Below are 20,040 nucleotides of genomic sequence, written 5' to 3'. Positions count from 1 at the left end.
TGTCGGCCAGCCGCGCGCGGGGAATGGTGCTGTCCATGCACATGTAGTCAGGGCTGATGCGGCCGCTGGCGGGGAATGCGTTTTTGCGCCCGCTCCAGAAGCGCAGGCGCTCGGCCTCGCTGTTGCTGACCGCAATGCCTGTGGCACCGGCCGCGCGCAACACCTCGCTCATGCGGCCGATTTCTTCTTCCACCTCTTCGGGGGTGCCGTCGCTCTCGCACAGCAGAATGGCTTCCGCACTCAGGTCGTAGCCCGCGTGTACAAAGTCTTCCACCGCCGCAGTCATGGGTTTGTCCATCATCTCCAGACCGGCGGGAATGATGCCGGCGGCGATGACTGCGGCCACCGCATCGCCCGCTTTGCGCAGGTCGTCAAAGCTGGCCATGATGCAGCGGGCGAGCTGGGGCTTGGGCACCAACTTGACGGTGACCTCGGTGGTTACGGCCAGCATGCCCTCGCTGCCGACCACCACGCTCATCAGGTCGTAGCCGGGAGTGTCGAGGGCGTCGCCGCCGAATTCGACGGGTTCGCCCTCCATGCTGAAGCCGCGCACCTTGAGCACGTTGTGCAGGGTCAGCCCGTATTTCAGGCAGTGCACACCGCCCGAGTTCTCGGCCACGTTGCCGCCTATCGTGCAGGCAATCTGGCTGCTGGGGTCCGGCGCGTAATACAGGCCGTAGGGGGCTGCCGCCTCGCTGATGGCCAGGTTGCGCACACCGCACTGCACCACCGCCGTGCGGCTGCGCTTGTCCACCTTCAGAATCTTGTTGAACTTGGCCAGTGAGAGTGTCACGCCCATCGCTTGGGGCATAGCGCCGCCGGACAGGCCGGTGCCCGCACCGCGCGCTACCACCGGCACGCGCAAGCCATGGCACACCCGTAGCACCGCCGCGACCTGCTCTTCGGTCTCGGGCAGGGCCACCAGCAAGGGGCGCTGGCGGTAGGCGGTCAGGCCGTCGCACTCATAAGGCGTGGTGTCTTCCGTCTGGTAGAGCAGCGCATGCTGAGGAAAATAGGCCTCCAGCCCTTTCAATATCTGCGCGAGCAGCTCTCTTTTTTGTAGCAGCTGCAGGTGGGTGAGGGGCAGTGGAGCGTTCATTCGGGGTATTCCGGTGCGGCTGGCGAGGCCCCCACTCTAAAAGAAAGCGGCCCCCTGTGGTGTGAAGAAACTTGCAGCGCTGTGTGAAAAAGGGCCCGTGGTCGCGGTCAAAGGCGCGCATGGGCCTCCGGGGCCGATCAACCGACTGCTTTTTTCAGCCATTCGGCAAAGGCCGCCACTTCCCAGCGGTCCATGGCGCCAGTGCGCCAGCACAGGTAGTGTGCATGGGGGCTGGGCGCGTTGTGGGTGTAGAGGCGCACCAGCGAGCCGTCGTCCAGCCAGGGCGCACCCAACTTCAGGCGGATCAGGCCCACGCCCATGCCGGCGGCGGCACCGTCGCACATGAGGCCGATGTCGTTGAACTGCGAGCCCTCCACCGGCTCCGGCCAGTCCAGCCCGTTGGCGGCAAACCAGGTGCGCCAAGGCTCCAGCGGGCTGCGGAGCAAAGGCAGGTTGGCCAGGTCTTGCGGGGTTTCAAACGGTCCGTGCTCCCGCACGAAGGCGGGCGAGGCCAGGGGCGTGATTTCGTCCTTCATGAGGCACACATGCTCCATGTCGGCATAGCGGCCGGCGCCGAAGCGCACCATCAGGTCTGCATCTTCGGCCACCACGTCCAACAAGGGAATGGAGACCTGCAGCGTCAGGTCGATCTCGGGGTAGGCATCGGTGAACTGGCGCAGCCGTGGAATCAGGATAGAGCGCGAAAACGTGGGGGTGACGGCCAGCCGCAGCTTGCGCTTGCCCGGAGCCGCGGCGGCGCTGGGAAACTTTTGCAGGATGGTGAGCCCCTCGCGCACATGGGCCAGGTACTCGCTGCCCTCGGTGGTGAGCGAAAAGTCCGCCCGGCCGAAGAGTTTGGTGCCGATGATTTGCTCCAGCTGCCGCACCCGGTGACTCACGGCGCTGGGGGTGACAAACAGCTCTTCGGCGGCCAGCGTGACCGAGCGCAGGCGCGCCAGGGCTTCAAAGGTCAACAGGCACTGGATCGGGGGGATGCGGGAGGCGCTCATGGCGCCATGATGCCACCAGCAAGGGGAAACCAGCGTATTTCATTGACAGGCGCGTCAGTAGAATGGCCCTCTTTTTCTCTCGGGAGCCCCCTCTGTGTCCGACGCCCTTGCTGTACTCCCGCAATACCTTCTTCCTAAAAAAGCCCTCACAGCCTTCGCTGGATGGGTGGCCGGTGCTCGCTGGGGCAAGGCCACGACGGCCTTGATCCGCTGGTTTATCGGCAAGTACAACGTGAACATGGCGGAAGCTGCCAACCCCGATCCTGCGGCTTACCCCACGTTCAATGAGTTTTTCACCCGGGCCCTGAAACCCGGCGCCCGCCCGCTGGCCAAGGTGCCTTTCGTGTGCCCGGTGGATGGAGCCATCAGCCAGTTCGGTGCGATCGACAAGGATCAGATTTTTCAGGCCAAGGGCCATCACTACAGCAGCACTGCGCTGGTGGGGGGCGACGCCCAACTAGCCTCGCAGTTCGACGACGGCACCTTCGCCACCATCTACCTGAGCCCGCGCGACTACCACCGCATCCACATGCCCTGCGATGGTGAACTGCGCCGCATGATTTATGTGCCGGGTGATTTGTTTTCGGTGAATCCCACCACGGCACGGGGTGTGCCCGGCTTGTTTGCCCGCAATGAGCGGGTGGTGTGCGTGTTCGACTCGCCGCACGGCGAATTTGTGCTGACCCTGGTCGGCGCCACCGTGGTGGGCAGCATGGCGACCGTCTGGCACGGGGTGGTGAATCCGCCGCGCTTGCCTCAGGTAACCGAGTGGCACTATGAGCCCAGCAACGTGGCACTCAAGCAAGGCGATGAAATGGGCCGATTCTTGCTTGGTTCCACTGTGGTCTTGCTGTTCCGCAAAGATGCGCTGCAATTCAACCCCGCCTGGAATCCCGCTAAACCCGTACAACTCGGTGAAGAAATGGGCACGCAGGGCTGAAATTTCAGTATCCTGATCCTTTTAAACCCCATAGAGGGCGATGTATGAATAACGTTGCAATCGTTGACGAATTGCCGGTCTCCGTCGTTGGTGACACAGGAACTCCCGAGCGAGGGCCTTACCGGCGCACCCGGGTCACGGCCTTTGAAAATATGACGGTGCGCACCAGCCTCTGGCTGGCCTTTGCCAGCGTGTTGCTGGGCGCCATCGTGATCGGTGTGTTCTCGCTCTTCCAAATGGGGCGCTTGAATGCGTCCACCAAGGCCATCTACGAGCAGGAATATGCCGCCGGTCAGGCGGCCGAAGAGGCGCGCGGCCTGATCTTGCGCGCCAGTCGCGCCCAGACGCAGTTGCTGACAGCCACCACCGCGGCTGAGCGCGACACTCTGGGTACCGCCATTGAGACCAGTCTGGCGGATATTTCCAAGCGACTCGACATCATCAAGGCGCTGTCAAATACCGAAGAAACCACCGCCACCAGCCAGCAGCTGATGGATGCGATGGGCAACTGGGCCAAGCGTCAACGCGCCTACATCACGCTGGTGAAAGAGCAGCCTCTTGATCTCATGCAAATGAGCACCGATGTGCCCACCGAAGATGCGCGCCTGCTCAACGACACGCGCAAGCTGGAAAAATTGGTTGATACCCTGGTGGAGCAGCGCGCGCAGTCTGCCAAGGCCACTATTGAAAATGCCGGCCAGATCTACCAGTCCTCCCAGATGTGGGTGGTCGGCATTATGGTGCTGCTGCTACTCTTGTCATTGGTCATCAGTGCCTGGGTGACCGGGCGCCTTGCGCGCCAGCTGGGTGGCGAGCCGGCGTATGCCAAGTCGATTGCTAGCCAAATTGCGAGCGGGGACCTCAGCATGGACATCCGCTTGGCGGCCAAAGACAACGAAAGCTTGCTGTTCTCCTTGCGCGAAATGCAAATGCAGTTGTCTGAGACCATGCGGGACATTGCCGACAGTTCCAAGCAGGTAGCCAACGCGTCGCGTGAAATCTCCATGGGTAATCTGGATTTATCCCAGCGCACCGAGCAGCAAAGCGCCTCGCTGGAAAAAACCAGCACCAATGTGGAACAAATGGCAGCCTTGACCCAGCGATACGCCGAAAGTGCCGCCGAAGCTGCGCAGCTCTCCGGTAACGCCAGCCGCTCCGCACGCATGGGCGGCGATGTGGTGGCTGACGTAGTTTCCACCATGGAGCGGATCAGTAAAAGCACCCAGGCCATTCACGGCAACATCAGTGTGATCGAGGGGATTGCATTCCAGACCAACATCCTCGCACTCAATGCTGCGGTGGAGGCCGCCCACGCGGGCGAACAGGGTCGTGGCTTCGCTGTCGTGGCCCAAGAGGTGCGCTCTCTGGCAGAACGCAGTGCCAAAGCGGCGCGTGAAATCAATGCACTGATTGAAGAGTCCACCCGCCAGGTGGAGGAAGGTGCGGCTTTAGCCAGCAAGGCCGGCCACACCATTCGCGATATGGCGGAAACCGTAGCTCAGGCCAGCGCCGTGATGGAGGAGATTTCTGGCGCCTCCTCTCAGCAAAGCCACGGCATTGCGGAGATCAACCGTGCGGTTGCCCAGTTGGACGACAGCACCCAACAAAATGCGGCGCTGGTTGAAGAGGCTGCCGCTGCCGCACAGTCCCTCGACGAGCAAGCCCAATCGCTGGACCAGTTGGTGGGCCGTTTCCACTTGCGAAGTTAAGCCGAGTTCTCCCCAAAAAGAATGGCGGCCCATGGCCGCCATTCTTTTTTGATGTTGGCTTGCTTAGCGGAAGATCACGGTCTTGTGACCGTTCAGCAGCACACGATGCTCGCTGTGCCACTTGACGGCGCGGGCCAGCACTTGGCTTTCGGTATCGCGGCCCAGTGTGGTGAGGTCGTCGACGGTGCGGCTGTGGTCCACACGGGCCACATCTTGCTCGATGATGGGGCCTTCATCCAAGTCGGCGGTGACATAGTGCGCAGTGGCACCAATGAGCTTCACGCCCCGGTCATGCGCTTGGTAATAGGGCTTAGCGCCCTTGAAACTTGGCAAAAAGCTGTGGTGAATGTTGATGGCGCGCCCGTTGAGTTGGCGGCACATGTCGTCGCTCAAGATCTGCATGTAGCGGGCCAGAACCACCAGCTCCGCACCTTCGGCCTCGATGATTTCCAGTTGCTTGGCTTCGGCCTGCACTTTGGTGGCGGCGGTAACCGGAATGTGGTGAAACGGCACGTTGTAGCTGGCCGCCAGTTGGTAAAACTCGCGGTGGTTAGACACAATCGCTCGGATATCCAAGGGCAGCAAACCACTCTTCCAACGGAACAGCAAGTCGTTCAGGCAATGGCCTTCTTTGCTGACCATGATGACAGTCCGCACAGGCTGCGCTTGGGTGTGCAGGCTCCACTCGAGTTGCAGGGTCTGCCCCAGGGTGCCGATTTGCGCTTTTAGTTCTTCTGCGCTCAGCGTGTCGCAGCTGAACTGCACCCGCATGAAAAACAAACCGGTGTCGTGGTCGTTGTACTGGGCTGCCTCTTCAATATTGCCGCTGCGTTCCAGCAAAAAACCCGAAACAGCATGGACAAGCCCCAGGCGGTCGGGGCAGGAAAACGTAAGGATGTAGGTCTGGCTCATCCCCCGATTGTCGCAGTTCCGCGTCACCCGGGGAGAGCCGCCGGCAATGGCCCGAGTCAGTGAATCTGCACCGGCGTTTGCGCCAGCTCAGCGTATTGCTCCAGGGTGTCTTCCACTTCTTCCTGGGTCGGGGTGTTCACCTGCCAGGCCATGATGTGTTGCTGAAAGAGCTCAGCCCATGAGCCGTCCAGATACACCTCTTTGTTGGAGCGTTTGTCCACAATTTCGAAGCCGTGGCGCGCCAGGCTCGGAATACCCAAGGGGTAGCGCTCGGTTTTTTCCGGTGCCTGGCCCTCGTCCTCGCCATTGGCGAGCATGTGGGTGACGGAGAAAGAATCGGATTCGTAGAGCGTTTGCATAGGTGTTACCTGAGAGATGAGCCGTACATAGATGCCATCTGCGCCAGTTCAAGAGTAGCAGCAAAAATACCGCTGCGTGCAAACCTCAGCGGAATTGGGTGTTTGCCCCCACTAAATCCAGGTAATCCCCATTGGATTCCGTAATGCGGATTCGTACCGGCACCACCTCCGGTGCCGGTGCGAACCAGAGCTCCAGCCGCTGTTTGCGATCAGCCGTGGGTTCATGCGTCATCTTGAGCGCCTGAAGGACCGCGCCAGAGCGCTTTACGGTCTCCGGCCCAGAGGCGTTAAAGCTCCACTGCTCTGCGTAACGGTCCCCGATGGCTTGCATGGCGATGTGTTTGCCCGGCGCCGCTAGGGCGCTGCCGCCGCCCACCAGGCTAGCCAGTTGCATGAAGACGCTCAGTTGGTCTTGCGCACCGCGCAGCAGCGGAGCATTCGGGCTGCCAGCGCTGAAGCGCACGCGCTGGGCGTCCCGCTCAAAGTACGCATGAATCTCGGCTTGACCGATCTTCTTGCTGCTAAATGTCTCCGGCTCCAGGCCCCGGGGGGTGAGCTTGCCTGCGCTGGTCCACGCCTGGAGCGTGAGCCCGAATTTGCGGATCAGCAATTGCGCCTGGTAGGTCTTGCCATCTTGGCTCCACACCAGCTCTGCGCTGCCGTCAAAAGACGACCCAGCGATGCTGCCATTCACCTCATACGCCACGCGCAGAGAGGGCGGCGGGAGGTAGGTCGCCACCGGGCTGCTTGCAGCGTCTGCTGCAGTGGTTTGGGCAAAAGCAGGGAGCAGCGCGGTGGCGCACATCAATAGTGCTGTACGACGCGCCCGGCGAGTGGGGGGCATGGTGGTTGCTACAGGGCTTTTCATAGGGGAAGGGTGTCGGTCCAGACCATGTCCAGCACATTGCCATTCGGCTCAGACAGCCTGATGTGTGCCGGCATGTAGGCTAGTTGAGGAGCCAGCCAGATTTCTGCTTTGGTGCTGTACTCCCCGTTGGGCTCGCGGGTGAGCTTGACGGCTTGCACGGTGCCGCCCGGCAGGCTGATGCGCTCCTCGGCCGACACGACAAAAGTCCAGGTCTCAGCTTGCCTCGGGCCAATGGACTGGAAGGACAGCGTGTCACCGGCGCCAAACCGTTGTGGCTCGCCCGCCCACATGCTGGCCAGTTGTATGAACACGCTCATATGGTCTTGCGCCCCGGGAAGCAGGGTTGCGGGGGCCGAGTTCGCGCTGAAAATCACCCGACCTTCTTCACGCACAAAGTGCGAGGCCACTTCGGCGCGCCGGAAACCCTTCTCACCGAACCGGGCAGGGGCCAGGCCCGCCACCGTCAGCGCCCCTTTGCTGTTCCATTGCCGCAAGCTCACCATGAACTTGGTGACCTGAAGGCTCGCCTGGTAGGCCGCACCATCGTGGCGCCACACAATGCTCGCGCTCACGACATTTTTTTGGCCATCGGTCAAGCCGGTGACGTCGTAGTTCAGTTGCATGGACGGTGGAAACGCAAACTGCAAAGGCCACTCGGCGGGTTTGGGGGGCGCCGTCTCAATCACGGGCGGGGGCGTGGCCTCGGTGCCGCTTTGCGCACTCGCTGTGTCCTGCGCCGGCGCATTTGCGGGCGGCGCATGGGTGTCGCCGGGCGGCGGGGCCACCGGCGTGTCGGGTGCTAGGGCTGCCGCAATATCCGTGTGTTGGGGGGCGGCCTCCGCAGGGCGGGGGCGCGGTGGCACAGGGGGTTGTGCGGGTGCAGCGGCGGCGGGCTGCACGGTGGCGTCCGCGGGCGGTGGCGTGGCCGTCACCAGCCGGGTGGAGAGCGATTGCGGCGGGGTGGCCGCCTCGCTGCCCGCTTCCGGGCCCGGCACCCAATGTAGCGCGCCACCCAGCAGGCCCCAGTGCAGCGCGAGCACCAAAGCGCCCACGGCCAGCACCTGCCAAGTGCGTCGGGGGGGGAGTGGGGGGCGCGCAGTCGGGGCGCAATCGGTAACCGTCATAGTGTCTAGAACGTTGCGGGGCAGTGTACGGTAGACGCAGCTTGTCGAAGGGGCCGCAAACCCAGCGAAAATGCAGCCATGAAACTTGCCACCTACCAGGACGGTACCCGTGACGGCCAATTGGTCGTGGTCTCGCGGGACCTGAGCCAGGCCCACTATGCCACCCATATCGCCAACCGCTTGCAGCAAGTGCTGGACGACTGGAATTACCTCGCCCCCGCCTTGGAGGAGGTCTACAACCAGCTCAACCAAGGGCGTGCGCGCCATGCGTTTCCGTTTGACCCCGCGCAGTGCATGGCGCCCTTGCCCCGCGCCTACCAGTGGTTGGATGGCTCCGCGTATCTGAACCATGTGGAACTGGTGCGCAAAGCCCGGGGCGCCGACATGCCTGAAAGCGCGCAGACCGACCCCTTGATGTACCAAGGCGGCAGCGATGACTTGGCGGGCCCGCATGCCGACATCGTTTGCGCCAGCGAGGCCTGGGGCGTGGATTTTGAGGCGGAGCTGGCCGTGGTTACCGGGGATGTCCCGGCGGGCTGTGCCTCCGACCGCGCTTTGGACGCTGTGCGCCTGTTGGCCTTGGTCAATGACGTGACCCTGCGTAACCTGGTGCCTGACGAACTGGCCAAAGGCTTTGGCTTTGTGCAGAGCAAACCGGCCACTGCGTTCGCGCCTGTCATGGTCACCCCGGACGAGCTGGGCGAGGCTTGGAGCCGGGGTCGGGTGCACCTGCCGGTGCAATGCACTTGGAACGGACGCAAAGTCGGGCTGTGCGAAGCCGGCTCGGACATGCACTTTCACTTCGGCCAACTGATTGCCCACGCCGCCAAAACCCGCCGCTTGCGGGCAGGCAGCATCGTGGGCTCGGGCACGATCAGCAACAAGGGCGTAGCCCGTAAAAACCGCATCGACTGGCCCCATGGCTACAGCTGCATTGCTGAAAAGCGCGCGATGGAAACCCTCCAGGACGGCCAGCCCACCACCGAGTACATGAAATTCGGCGACACCATCCGCATCGAGGTCAAGGGCCGCGATGGGGCCAGCGTGTTCGGTGCCATCCTGCAAGAGGTGGTGCCGTCTGAGAGCCGCGGACGCGCAGCCCCCGGCACCGCTGCGGCATCGGTTTCTGGCGATACTGCAGTGCTGGCCCCTGCCGGATCTTTTTTCGCGTCCTCCGCCGGGAGCGCTTCCGACTCCTCTACTGACTCCTCTACCGAGACCTCCGAATGAAAACACGTGCCGCCGTCGCCTGGAAAGCAGGCCAGCCCCTCACCATTGAAACCGTGGACCTGCAAGGCCCCAAATTCGGCGAGGTGCTGGTCGAAATCAAGGCCACCGGCATCTGCCACACCGACTACTACACTCTGAGCGGTGCCGACCCCGAAGGCATCTTCCCCGCCATCCTGGGCCATGAAGGCGCCGGCATTGTGGTGGACGTGGGCCCGGGCGTAACCACGCTCAAAAAGGGCGACCACGTCATTCCGCTCTACACGCCCGAGTGCCGCACCTGCAAGTTTTGCTTGAGCCGCAAAACCAATCTGTGCCAGCTGATCCGCGGCACCCAGGGCAAGGGCCTGATGCCTGACGCCACCAGCCGCTTCAGCCTGAATGGTGAGCCCATCTTTCACTACATGGGCACCAGCACCTTCAGCAACTACACCGTGGCGCCCGAGATCAGTCTCGCCAAAATCCGCGAAGACGCGCCGTTTGACAAGGTGTGTTACATCGGCTGCGGTGTGACCACAGGCATTGGTGCAGTGATCTTTACCGCCAAGGTGGAAGCCGGTGCCAACGCGGTGGTGTTCGGCCTGGGCGGCATTGGCCTGAACGTGATCCAGGGCCTGAAGATGGTGGGCGCGGACAAGATCATTGGTGTGGACCTGAACCCTGCGCGCGAAAAGATGGCGCGTGAATTCGGCATGACGCACTTCTTGAACCCCAAAGACATCGAAGCTGCGGGCGGCAACATCGTCGACGCGATTGTTCAGCTCACTGACGGCGGCGCCGATTACAGCTTCGAGTGCATCGGCAACACCAAGGTCATGCGCCAGGCGCTGGAGAGCACCCACAAGGGTTGGGGTCGCAGCATCATCATCGGTGTGGCCGAAGCCGGTGCCGAAATCTCTACACGCCCATTCCAGCTGGTCACCGGCCGCAGGTGGGAAGGCTCGGCCTTTGGCGGCGCACGCGGCCGCACCGATGTGCCCAAGATCGTGGACTGGTACATGGAAGGCAAGATCAACATCGATAGCCTCATCACCCACACCATGCCGCTGGAAGACATCAACAAGGGCTTCGACTTGATGAAGCGTGGCGAATCCATCCGTGGCGTGGTTATTTATTAACAAAAAAGCATCTAGTCCTTGTAGATATTGCGCAAGAAGCTCTTATTTTGATAGCGGATTATGCAAAACCCGAACTTTGAACTGCAGAGTGAGCACGCCTGCTTTGGCGGCGTGCAGCGTTTCTACAAGCACTTCTCCACCGAGATCGGCTTGCCCATGCGCTTCGGCCTGTTTTTGCCACCGCAGGCGTCTGCCGGGCCGGTGCCAGCGCTGGTGTTTCTGGCGGGGCTGACTTGCACCGAGGAAACCTTTGCCTTCAAAGCCGGTGCGCAGCGTGTAGCGGCCGAGCTGGGGCTGGCGCTCATCACCCCCGACACCAGCCCGCGCGGCGCAGGGCTGGTGGGCGAGGCCGACCATTGGGACTTTGGTGTGGGGGCCGGGTTTTACCTAGACGCCACCCAAGCCCCTTGGAGCGGCCACTGGTGCATGGAAAGCTATCTGGTCAAGGAGCTGCTGCCGCACATCGCCCAAGACCTGCCGATAGATGCGGCGCGCATCGGCATCAGCGGCCACTCCATGGGCGGCCACGGCGCGCTCACGCTGGCGCAGCGCCACCCGGGCGTGTTCAAAACCTTGTCGGCCCTGGCGCCCATTTGCGCGCCTACCCAGTGCCCTTGGGGCAAAAAGGCGTTCACCGGCTACTTCGGCCAGGACGAAAGCCTGTGGGCCGCGCACGACGCCAGCGCCCTGATGGCGGCGCAAGCCAGCTCCCCTTACCCCGGCGGCATTCTGGTGGACCAGGGCTTGGGCGACAAGTTTCTGGAAGAGCAGCTGCACCCGCACTTGCTGGAAGCGGCCTGCGCCCAAGTGGGCCAACCACTCACCCTGCGCCGACATGCGGGCTACGACCACGGCTACTACTTCATCAGCACCTTCATCGAAGACCACCTGCGCCACCACGCGCAAGGCCTGGCCGGCTGAGCCTCAGGTGGCGGCGGCCACCTGCTGCACAAAGGTTTTGATGCCGCGCAGCATCATCTCAATGGCGACCGACACCAGCACCAGGCCCATCAGCCGCTCCACAGCGACCACCAGCCGGGTGCCGATCCAGCGCTGAATCCGCTCCGCCGACACCAGCACCACCGCGCTGACCAACATGGTCACGCACAGGGCGCCTATCCATTCCATGCGCTTGTCGGGCTGTTGCGACACCAACAGCAAGACGGTCGCCAGCGCCGACGGGCCGGCAATGGCGGGAACCGCCAAGGGCACAATGAGCGGCTCCGTCGTGATTTCACTCTCGGCGGTCGACGGCGGTGGAAACACCATGCGCAGTGCGATCAAAAACAAAATCACGCCGCCGCCGATCTGTAGCGACAACTCGCTCAAGTTCATCACCCGCAAGAAGCTCTCGCCCACAAACATGAAGGTCAGCAGCAATCCAAACGCAATCAAGATCTCCCGCAAGATGACCTTGGGCCGGCGCTCGGGCGCCACATGCTTGAGCGCGTTGGCAAAGATGGGGATGTTGCCGACCGGATCCGTGATCAGGATCAGCAAAATGGTGGCAGAGGCAAAGGTGTAATTCATCATGGCGCGTAACGCTGGTGGTGCCAGCGTGTTCCTTAGAGCGCCCGAGAATACCAGTCTGCACTGGCGGGGCACAGTGTGCTATGCGTCATAATCGCCAACCATGGTCTCCCTCCAATCCCTGCGCGAAGCCCGCTCCATCGTCCGTTGGATGTTGGTGTGGTTTGCGCTGTCGATTGGCGTCGCGATCGCAGCGCCGGTGGTCAATCCGCAAGCCTTGACCCTGGTATGCACCACCGCCGGTGCGGTGAAGTTTGTCGCCAGTGACGAAGGCCCCGACACCGGTGCAAGCCCCGAGCGGATGGCCCACACGCTGGACTGCGTGTTGTGTTTGCCCGCCGGGGCCCCCCCGTCCGCCACCGTGGCGGCTTGGGCTCCTGCGAGTCCGGCTGCCCTACCACCGGGCACGTTCCGCAGTGCCACCCCTCAAGATACCGAGCCTGCCTCGGCCCGCGGCCCGCCCGCACACGCCTGAGCGTGCCTCTGGCGGCCTGCGGCCGCCTTGAAGCCACAACTCTCCCTTTTCGTTTGACAGTGTGTTTTGCCGGGTCGGTGCGCGTTCGCACGAGGGCCGGGCGGGTTTATCTTGAGGTGTTTATGAAACGTTTTGCTATCAAAATAGTAGCTGCTTGGGCAATGCTGATGGGGGCTAGTGCTGCTTTTTCTCATGTAACGCTGGCGGACCAAGCGGCCGCAGCCGGTGCCAGCTACCGGGGTGTGCTGAAGGTCGGGCACGGCTGCGCCGGCGCGGCCACCACGTCTATTACCGTGTCCATGCCGTCGGGCTTTAATGGCGCGCAGCCACTGGTCAAAGCGGGCTGGACCGTCAGCACCCAAGTAGGCAAATTAGACCAACCCTATGTGGCCCATGGCACCACCTACACCGAAGGCGTGCAGGGAATTACCTGGACCGCCAAAGGCGCAGAAAACGCCCTGCCCGATGCCTTCGCCGACGAGTTTGTATTCCGCGGCACCACACCCAAGAAACCAGGCACGCTATGGTTCAAAGTGGTGCAAGGCTGCGTCACCGGGCAAAACGCATGGGTCGAAATCCCCGCACCGGGCAAAGATGCCCACAGCCTGAAATCGCCTGCCGCCCGTCTGGATGTGCTGGATGTTCAGGCCGCTGGCGACCATGCCCACTAATTCACTACTGGAGTTCTTATGACTTTGATTCGTTGGGCTGCGGCCACCGTATGTTTCTCCGGAATGGCGTTCGCCTCGCTCGCGCAGGCGCAGACCGTGGAGGTGCAAAACGCCTGGGCACGGGCGACCGTGCAAGGGCAAAAAGCCACGGGTGCCTTTATGACCCTGACTGCCAAGTCCGCAGGGCGGCTGGTCTCCGTGAGCTCGCCGGTTGCCGGTGTCGTGGAAGTGCACGAAATGAAGATGGAGGGCGACGTCATGAAAATGCGCGCCCTCCCCAGCGGGCTGGAGCTGCCCGCGGGCAAGCCAGTAGAACTCAAGCCTGGCGGCTACCACGTGATGCTTATGGACCTGAAGCTGCCCCTGCAAAAGGACACCACGATCCCTGTGACGCTGGTCTTCAAAGACGCCAAAGGCACAGAGACCAAAACCGAGCTCAAAGTGCCGGTGTCCCAAACCGCTCCTGCCGGTGCCGCTGCACCTGCCCACGGCGCGCATAAGCACTAAGCCACTCTCGCACCATAGGTTTCACCGTGTTCACCTTGCGCCTCTCGCACAGCCTACCCGCCTACCGCCGATGGGCGGTCTGGCTCATGCTGTGCGCGGTGTTGGTGGGCGCGGCACTTCCTACGGTGTCGCGGGCCGTGGCGTGGTCCGGTGGGGGCAACTGGCTAGAAATTTGCAGTGCCAGTGGGTCTGCCCGTTGGATCCGCGCTGAGGCCGCGACCCCGGAGAGCTCGGGCAGTGAGGGGACCGCAGCGCTGTCCTTGGACCATTGCCTGTTTTGTCTTCAGTCTTCTGAGCGGGGAGCCGGTCCGCCCCCCGCGCAACCCCGGCACACGGTGGTGGCACTTGCAGCGCTGTGGGTGGCGGACCGCGACTCGCCCCGGGTTCTTCAACATCTTTCGCAAGCGCCTCCGGCGCGCGGGCCGCCCGGCCCCGTGTAAGCACCTGCCTGTGCGCTGCGCGCGCAGGCCTCTCCCGTGGCGCGGAGCCGGCTTCCGGCGCGCTGCGGTGCTTCATGTTTTGCGGATGGTTGAACTATGTCTACATTTGCTTCCAAGGCGGCGCCGGTGCGCGCGCCATCGACTTCACGTCTTTACGCCACGGCCTGGCGCTGGCACTTTTACTCCGGGCTGTTTGTCGTTCCTTTCCTGCTGATGCTGGCCATTACCGGGCTGGTCATGGTCTATTTCACCGGCTTTCAAAGTCGCTTGGGCAACCTGGTGCACGTGCAGCCGCAGGCCACCGCCGTGGCGGTTACTGCCCAGGCCCAGGCGGCAATGAGCCGCTTTCCGGGTGCGGTGCTTAAGGAATACATTGCCCCTAAAGCGCCGGATATCGCGGCATGGGTGGTGGTGACCCGCGAGGGTGCGACACAGGCCGTTGCGGTGGACCCCTACACGGGCCAGGTGCTCCAGTCGGTAGACAAAGACAGCACCATTTTTGCGTGGGCTGAAAAAATCCATGGCACCTTGCTGCTGGGGGATGCGGGTGACCGCATTCTGGAGGTGGCAGCGGGCTTGGCCGTGGTGATGATCGTGACCGGGCTGTACTTGTTCTGGCCGCGCAACGGGGCGAGTTGGCGTGACGTGGTGGTACCCGATTGGAGTGCTACCGGGCGGCGGTGGTGGAAATCGATCCACACCAGCGTCGGCTTCTGGGTCAGCGTGGTGCTGCTGGCTTTTTTACTGACGGGTATGTCGTGGACCGGCATCTGGGGCGGCAAACTGGTGCAACCGTGGGCCACGTTTCCAGCCGCTAAATGGGATGCGGTGCCTACGTCCGATCTCACCCACGCCAGTTTGAATACGGCAGGTGGGCACGACGTTCCTTGGGGGCTGGAGCAAACCCCGTTGCCGCAATCCGGCACCTTGGCCGGCACGCCAGGGGTGCGAGCTGGCGAGCCGGTGAATCTGGACGGCATGGCTGCCCTGGCACAGCGTCTGGGCTTCAAGGGGCAGTTTCATATCAACGTGCCGCAAGACGCCAAGGGCGTGTACACCCTCTCCGCCGACACCATGAGCGGCGACCTGAGCAACCCCTTCCAGGACCGCACGGTGCACGTCGATCGCTACACCGGCCGCGTGTTGGCAGAGGCTGCATTTGCAGACTACTCGGTGGTGGCCAAGCTGATGGCGATCGGGATCGCCTTGCACCAGGGCGATGTCGGCCTGTGGAGCGCGCTGGCCAACGTGGTGTTTTGCCTGGCGATTGTGTTGCTGTGTGTCAGTGGTGTTGTCATGTGGTGGATTCGCCGCCCCTCCGGCAGCAGCCGCCTTGCAGCGCCCTCGGTACCGGCGCAGGCTCCGTTGTGGAAGGGCGGTGCAGTCGTGATGTTGCTGACCGGCTTGGTGTTCCCCTTGGCCGGTGGGGTTATGTTGTTGGCTGTGCTGCTGGACTACGCCGTGGTGTCGCGCTGGCCGGCGCTGAAAACGGCCTTGTCCTGAGGGGGTGTGATGAAACTACATCCAGTACAGGCGGTCGATGACCGCGTCGCACTCGACATGCCTGCTGCGGGCGTCATGCTCCTGGTACACATGGAGACCATCTGGCGCCTGGAGAGCGGCGCCCTTCGTATCGGCCACCTGCAGGCCGACGGGCGAATTGAGCTCGTGGGCGTGGTGCTACCGGGCGACCTGGTGGGCGTGGAGTATTGGGCTGGCGAGCGCGTGGCCCTGCAAGTGAGCGCCCTGGTGCCCAGCCGGCTGGTGCCGGTGGACATGCGTCGCATTTCCATGGAGGCGGTGCTGCGCGAGGCGCTGCTGACCGCGCGCCAGCGCGCCAAAGACATGGTGTCCGTGCGCACCGGCCCGGTCGCGGAGCGCGTGCGTTCATTGCTCTTGCTACTGGCCGAGGGCTCCGGCGGTGCTGCAGGCCGTGCATTGCCCAGCATCAAAGAGTGTGCCGAGCTGGTGGGGTCCGCACCCGAAACCGTGTGCCGCGTGCTCGGGCACTTGAAAGACCTGCACCTGCTGGCAGAGCGGCGTCGTGGTGAAGGGGCGCTGGATATCGGTCATCTGCGCGAGGTCAGGTTCTCACAGGGCATGACATCCAGTGTGGCCCGAACCCGGGCTGCGCCGCTGACACGGACGTGAAACCCCTGCTTTTCCCCTACTAAGGGGGAGTCGCTTGGAGTAAGCTGTGCCCGTGGTCTCGCTGGCAGGCCCGAGGAGCATTCATGAGCGATTCAGACACCACCGGTTTCGGCAAGTTCGTTCCGGGTTTTGACTTTTTGCAGAACCTGGCCAAAGGCGCTGGCACCAATATTCCCCAGATGCCCAACCTCGGGAATTGGGTTGCGCCCACCCTGAATGTGGAAGAGCTCGACAAACGTATCGACGAGCTCAAAAACGTGCACTTCTGGCTGGAGCAAAACTCACGGGCCCTGGCCGCCACGATTCAAGCCTTGGAAGTCCAGAAGATGACGCTGGCCACCCTCAAGGGCATGAACTTCAACTTGGGCGACATGGCCAACGCCCTCAAGCTCAAGGCTGCGGACTCGGTGTACAGCGGAGTCCAAAAAGTGACTGAAAAAGCGGCGGAGACAGCGAAATCGATTGCCGACACGGCAACCGGAAAGTCGGAAGACAAAGCGCCCAAATCAGAATCTGCCAGCCCGCTCGGTGACCCTTTGCAGCTGTGGGGTGCGCTGACCCAGCAGTTTCAGAGCATTGCGGCCAACGCCTTGAAAGAGGCCACCAGCAAGACGGCGGTGGACATCACCAAAAACATGGCAGCCGGCTTGGCCAAAGATGCCCTGAAGACCGCCAAAGCCGCGACCAAAAAAGCTGTGACTAAACGCGCCGCACCCCGCAAAACACCTGCGCGCAAAACAGGCAGCCGCTAGGCTGCCGGCGCGTCGCAACGAACAGGGCCCGGGTATGCGCTTGTTTCCCTATGCCCATGCCACCCACCCGCAGTGGCCCATGGCCGCGGCCTTGGTGTTGGCCCAGTTGCGGGCCCAAATGGCGCTGCCGGGCTATGCCGCCCAGCCGACCCTGGCCTTGCTCTACATCACCGACCACTACGCGCCGCATGCGCAAGCCATCCTGGAGCACCTGAGCGGAGAGCTTTCGCTGGTGACCGACTGGTCGGGCACCGTGGGGGTGGGTATCGCGAGTAACAACGTGGAGTACTTTGATGAGCCTGCACTGGCCGTGATGCTCCTGGACGTGCCGGCAGACCAGTACCGCGTGTTTTCCGGTGTGGCTCCGCTGGGCTTGGGCTTTGAAGCCCATACCGCCCTGGTGCACGCCGATGGCAGCACGGCAGATCTGGGTGATCTGGTTCAAGAAATGGCCGGCCGGACCGGCGCCGGCTATGTGTTTGGCGGGCTGAGCAGCAGCCGCTATCGCAGTGTGCAGTTTGCGGTGGCAGCCGATGGCAATTTGAGCGGCCATGGCACCGCTAGCGGGGTGTTTTCAGGCGGCTTGAGCGGTGTGGCTTTTACCGAAGAGGTGGCGCTCGTCTCCCGGGTAACGCAGGGGTGCAGCCCGGTCTCCAAAACCCGCACCATTACTGAGGCCGACCACAACGTGGTGGTCGCCCTGGACGGTGAGCCCGCCCTCTATGTGCTCCTGCGGGACCTTGCTATTTCTTTGGATCAACCCGAGGAGGCCTTGGACACGGTGCGCAAGACGCTGGTGGCGCTGGCCGCGGGTGCGGTGGGGGATGCGGCCCGCATGGTGCGCAGCACCGGCAACTTCGGCAGTGAGGTCATGGTGCGGCACATCATCGGGCTGGACCCGGGGCGTCGCGGCATTGCGGTGGCCGACCACGTGCAGGTGGGCCAGCAGCTCGCTTTTTGCCGGCGCGACCGCGAGGCGGCCCGGGCTGACTTGATGCGCATCGGCGCAGAAATACGGGAAGAGTTAGAGCCCCGGGAGTTGAGTTTTGCCATGGCCAGCGAGCTCCACCCGGAAGATGCCCTGGCGGAGCCCCATCCGGCGCGGCGTATTGCCGGCGCGGTGTATGTGAGCTGCTCAGGCCGGGGCGGCCCTCACTTTGGCGCACCGAGTGCCGAAATGCACATTGTGCGGCGGGCTTTGGGCGACGTGCCCTTGGTTGGCTTCTTTGCCGGTGGGGAAATTGCCGGTGATCAGTTGTATGGCTATACGGGTGTTTTGACCGTATTCCATGAATAAGTATTTAATTACAGATAATTGAAAACCGCGACTGCATGGCGGTACGCTCGGAAATGACTACGAGGAGACCACGATGGGAAATTTAAAAATCGGCACACGGCTTTACGCCGGATTCGGTGTTTTGCTGCTGTTGATTTTGCTGATCGTGGGAGTCGCTTTCAACCGCTTGGCGGCCTTGCAGGATGCTGCCGAGGTGGTTGCCAAGAACTCGCTGCCCAGCGTTCAAGAGGCGAATCAACTCAACACCCTGATTTCAGACTTCCGTGTTTTTGAAATGCAGCATGCCTTGAGCATTGAAGACGGCGCCAAGCAAGACATCGAGAAGGTTATCGATGGCATTCAAGTGCGCATCAAAGAAAGCCGGGATCGATACGAACTTTTAATCAGTTCTGACGAAGAAAAACGACTCTATGACGAGTTTGCGAAATTCCGGCTGAAGTACCTCGATCTTCACAAAGACATCAAAGACTACTCAAGGCGCAACGATGCAGCAGGGGCAGCGATGCTGCTGGACTCGGAGTCCAAAGCCATGTTCGAGCGCTCCAAGGCAACGCTGCTGAAAATCATTGATTTGAACCGGAGCGAAGCTGACAAAAGCATCGAGGAATCTCAAGTTGCCTACCAAGCCTCGCGCAACATGCTGGGCGCTGCCTTCTTGCTGGCCTTGGTCGTCGGGGTGCTGACCGCTACAGCAATCACCCGCTCTATCACCCAGCCGCTCGGGCAGGCGCTCAGCGCTGCCGAGAGCGTAGCCGGGGGAGACCTCAGCAGGCACATTGACAGCAACCGGCAGGACGAGGTCGGCAAACTGCTACAAGCTATGCAAGGCATGCAAGACAGCTTGGTGCGCGTGGTGACCCAAGTCCGCACTGGCTCGGAAAGCGTGGCCAGTGCCAGTGCAGAAATTGCCCAAGGAAACAACGACCTGAGCGCCCGCACCGAAAGCCAGGCGAGTGCCCTGGAAGAAACCGCAGCCAGCATGGAAGAGCTGAACTCGGCGGTGAAGCAAAACGCCGACAACGCGCGGCAGGCTAACCAACTTGCTATGAATGCCTCGACCGTGGCCGTCCAGGGCGGCGAAGTCGTGGGGCAGGTGGTGGACACCATGAAGGGTATTAACGACGCCAGCCGCAAGATCAGCGACATCATCAGCGTGATTGATGGCATCGCTTTCCAGACCAATATTTTGGCGCTCAACGCTGCGGTAGAGGCTGCCCGTGCCGGTGAGCAAGGTCGCGGTTTCGCAGTGGTGGCGAGCGAGGTGCGCAGCCTGGCCGGTCGCTCGGCAGAAGCCGCCAAAGAGATTAAGAACCTGATCAACGCCAGCGTGGAGCGGGTGGAGCAAGGTACCCAACTGGTGGACAAAGCGGGTACCACCATGACTGAAGTGGTCAGCAGTATCCGGCGGGTGACCGACATCATGGGCGAAATCAGCGCGGCCAGCGGCGAGCAAAGTGCCGGTGTGGCCCAAGTGGGCGAAGCAGTGTCCCAAATGGACCAAGCTACCCAGCAAAACGCTGCATTGGTTGAGCAAATGGCCGCGGCTGCCAGCAGCCTCAAGGCCCAAGCTGGCGATCTGGTGGGGGTGGTGTCGGTGTTTAAGCTCTCCGGTGGGCAGCAAATGACCCGGGTGGTCGCAAGCCCCGCGCCCCCCAAGGCTTCTGCCCGCCCGGTACTGGCGCCACGGGCCTTGGCACCAAGGGCACCGGCTGCCGCACTGCCGCCGGCGGCTAAGAAATCGCCAGCATCGAGCGCACCTCGCTTGACGCAAGTCGCCCACGCACCAGCACCCAAAATCGCCAGCAAAGCCCCTGCGGCAGGCGCGGACGATGACTGGGAAACCTTTTGAGG

The 20,040-nt window shown here is 62.5% G+C and carries 21 protein-coding genes; 14 read left to right on the top strand and 7 right to left on the bottom strand.

Features of this window, described 5'->3' with window-relative positions; genetic code table 11:
• Together QZW03_RS15805 and QZW03_RS15800 are read right to left on the bottom strand one after the other, a co-directional pair.
• A partial coding sequence (locus tag QZW03_RS15805) for an FAD-binding protein (protein WP_296510981.1) occupies nt 1-1,099 on the bottom strand: 1,099 nt, incomplete at its 3' end.
• A 137-nt stretch (nt 1,100-1,236) separates the two neighbouring features.
• Nucleotides 1,237-2,109, bottom strand: coding sequence for a LysR substrate-binding domain-containing protein (locus tag QZW03_RS15800; protein ID WP_296510979.1), 873 nt, complete (start codon nt 2,107-2,109; stop codon nt 1,237-1,239).
• A 94-nt stretch (nt 2,110-2,203) separates the two neighbouring features.
• On the opposite strand from QZW03_RS15800, the gene asd reads away from it, so the two are divergent.
• Nucleotides 2,204-3,049: an archaetidylserine decarboxylase gene (gene asd, locus QZW03_RS15795; RefSeq protein WP_296510978.1), complete on the top strand. Its 846-nt coding sequence runs from the start codon at nt 2,204-2,206 to the stop codon at nt 3,047-3,049.
• Between the two features lie 44 nt (nt 3,050-3,093).
• Complete coding sequence (locus QZW03_RS15790; protein ID WP_296510977.1) at nt 3,094-4,758, top strand: methyl-accepting chemotaxis protein; 1,665 nt, start codon at nt 3,094-3,096, stop codon at nt 4,756-4,758.
• 63 nt (nt 4,759-4,821) lie between these two features.
• Here the strand turns inward: QZW03_RS15790 and purU are convergent, their stop codons facing one another.
• From purU to QZW03_RS15770, 4 genes are all read right to left on the bottom strand, one after another.
• Nucleotides 4,822-5,670, bottom strand: a complete 849-nt coding sequence (gene purU / locus QZW03_RS15785) for a formyltetrahydrofolate deformylase (RefSeq protein WP_296510976.1) — start codon at nt 5,668-5,670, stop codon at nt 4,822-4,824.
• A gap of 56 nt (nt 5,671-5,726) precedes the next feature.
• Nucleotides 5,727-6,029, bottom strand: coding sequence for a DUF3567 domain-containing protein (locus QZW03_RS15780; protein WP_296510975.1), 303 nt, complete (start codon nt 6,027-6,029; stop codon nt 5,727-5,729).
• A gap of 85 nt (nt 6,030-6,114) precedes the next feature.
• A complete protein-coding gene (locus tag QZW03_RS15775) occupies nt 6,115-6,873 on the bottom strand; it encodes a DUF3108 domain-containing protein (protein ID WP_296510974.1) in 759 nt (252 codons plus the stop codon).
• A gap of 20 nt (nt 6,874-6,893) precedes the next feature.
• Nucleotides 6,894-8,021 (bottom strand): DUF3108 domain-containing protein, encoded by a 1,128-nt coding sequence (locus tag QZW03_RS15770; RefSeq protein WP_296510973.1) that lies wholly within the window; start codon nt 8,019-8,021, stop codon nt 6,894-6,896.
• A 78-nt stretch (nt 8,022-8,099) separates the two neighbouring features.
• On the opposite strand from QZW03_RS15770, the gene QZW03_RS15765 reads away from it, so the two are divergent.
• From QZW03_RS15765 to fghA, 3 genes are read left to right on the top strand one after another with little or no spacing between them, the layout of a single operon-like run.
• A complete protein-coding gene (locus tag QZW03_RS15765; protein WP_296510971.1) occupies nt 8,100-9,251 on the top strand; it encodes a fumarylacetoacetate hydrolase family protein in 1,152 nt (383 codons plus the stop codon).
• Nucleotides 9,248-10,366, top strand: coding sequence for an S-(hydroxymethyl)glutathione dehydrogenase/class III alcohol dehydrogenase (locus tag QZW03_RS15760; RefSeq protein WP_296510970.1), 1,119 nt, complete (start codon nt 9,248-9,250; stop codon nt 10,364-10,366). The genes QZW03_RS15765 and QZW03_RS15760 overlap by 4 nt, the downstream gene beginning before the upstream one ends.
• A gap of 60 nt (nt 10,367-10,426) precedes the next feature.
• Entirely contained in the window at nt 10,427-11,287 is an 861-nt protein-coding gene (gene fghA, locus QZW03_RS15755) for an S-formylglutathione hydrolase (RefSeq protein WP_296510969.1), read from the top strand.
• A gap of 3 nt (nt 11,288-11,290) precedes the next feature.
• On the opposite strand, the gene QZW03_RS15750 is transcribed toward fghA, so the two are convergent.
• On the bottom strand, nt 11,291-11,896 hold the full coding sequence (locus QZW03_RS15750; protein ID WP_296510985.1) for a MarC family protein: 606 nt from the start codon (nt 11,894-11,896) through the stop codon (nt 11,291-11,293).
• A gap of 103 nt (nt 11,897-11,999) precedes the next feature.
• Here QZW03_RS15750 and QZW03_RS15745 point away from each other — a divergent pair, with 103 nt between their 5' ends.
• The 9 genes from QZW03_RS15745 to QZW03_RS15705 all read left to right on the top strand — a co-directional run bounded on the left by QZW03_RS15745 (nt 12,000) and on the right by QZW03_RS15705 (nt 20,038).
• Nucleotides 12,000-12,371, top strand: coding sequence for a DUF2946 family protein (locus QZW03_RS15745; RefSeq protein ID WP_296510968.1), 372 nt, complete (start codon nt 12,000-12,002; stop codon nt 12,369-12,371).
• Between the two features lie 122 nt (nt 12,372-12,493).
• Nucleotides 12,494-13,042: a YcnI family protein gene (locus QZW03_RS15740; RefSeq protein ID WP_296510967.1), complete on the top strand. Its 549-nt coding sequence runs from the start codon at nt 12,494-12,496 to the stop codon at nt 13,040-13,042.
• A gap of 63 nt (nt 13,043-13,105) precedes the next feature.
• Entirely contained in the window at nt 13,106-13,549 is a 444-nt protein-coding gene (locus QZW03_RS15735; protein ID WP_296510984.1) for a copper chaperone PCu(A)C, read from the top strand.
• A 26-nt stretch (nt 13,550-13,575) separates the two neighbouring features.
• Nucleotides 13,576-13,989 (top strand): DUF2946 family protein, encoded by a 414-nt coding sequence (locus QZW03_RS15730; protein ID WP_296510966.1) that lies wholly within the window; start codon nt 13,576-13,578, stop codon nt 13,987-13,989.
• 96 nt (nt 13,990-14,085) lie between these two features.
• Nucleotides 14,086-15,492: a PepSY domain-containing protein gene (locus tag QZW03_RS15725; protein ID WP_296510965.1), complete on the top strand. Its 1,407-nt coding sequence runs from the start codon at nt 14,086-14,088 to the stop codon at nt 15,490-15,492.
• Between the two features lie 9 nt (nt 15,493-15,501).
• Nucleotides 15,502-16,140: a helix-turn-helix domain-containing protein gene (locus tag QZW03_RS15720; protein ID WP_296510964.1), complete on the top strand. Its 639-nt coding sequence runs from the start codon at nt 15,502-15,504 to the stop codon at nt 16,138-16,140.
• 83 nt (nt 16,141-16,223) lie between these two features.
• Nucleotides 16,224-16,892: a PhaM family polyhydroxyalkanoate granule multifunctional regulatory protein gene (locus tag QZW03_RS15715; protein WP_296510963.1), complete on the top strand. Its 669-nt coding sequence runs from the start codon at nt 16,224-16,226 to the stop codon at nt 16,890-16,892.
• 34 nt (nt 16,893-16,926) lie between these two features.
• Nucleotides 16,927-18,189 carry an FIST N-terminal domain-containing protein gene (locus QZW03_RS15710; RefSeq protein ID WP_296510962.1) on the top strand — a complete coding sequence of 421 codons (1,263 nt, stop codon included), beginning with the start codon at nt 16,927-16,929 and terminating at the stop codon, nt 18,187-18,189.
• A 73-nt stretch (nt 18,190-18,262) separates the two neighbouring features.
• The gene (locus tag QZW03_RS15705; RefSeq protein WP_296510961.1) at nt 18,263-20,038 is read left to right on the top strand and encodes a methyl-accepting chemotaxis protein; all 1,776 of its coding nucleotides are present in this window, start codon (nt 18,263-18,265) and stop codon (nt 20,036-20,038) included.
• The last annotated feature ends 2 nt before the right edge of the window (nt 20,039-20,040 follow it).

Source organism: Rhodoferax sp. (assembly GCF_013297935.1).
In the GTDB taxonomy this organism is placed as follows: Bacteria; Pseudomonadota; Gammaproteobacteria; order Burkholderiales; family Burkholderiaceae_C; genus Allorhodoferax.
Note: the sequence above shows the minus strand (reverse complement) of the source record. Positions and strands in the feature narration are given on the sequence as shown.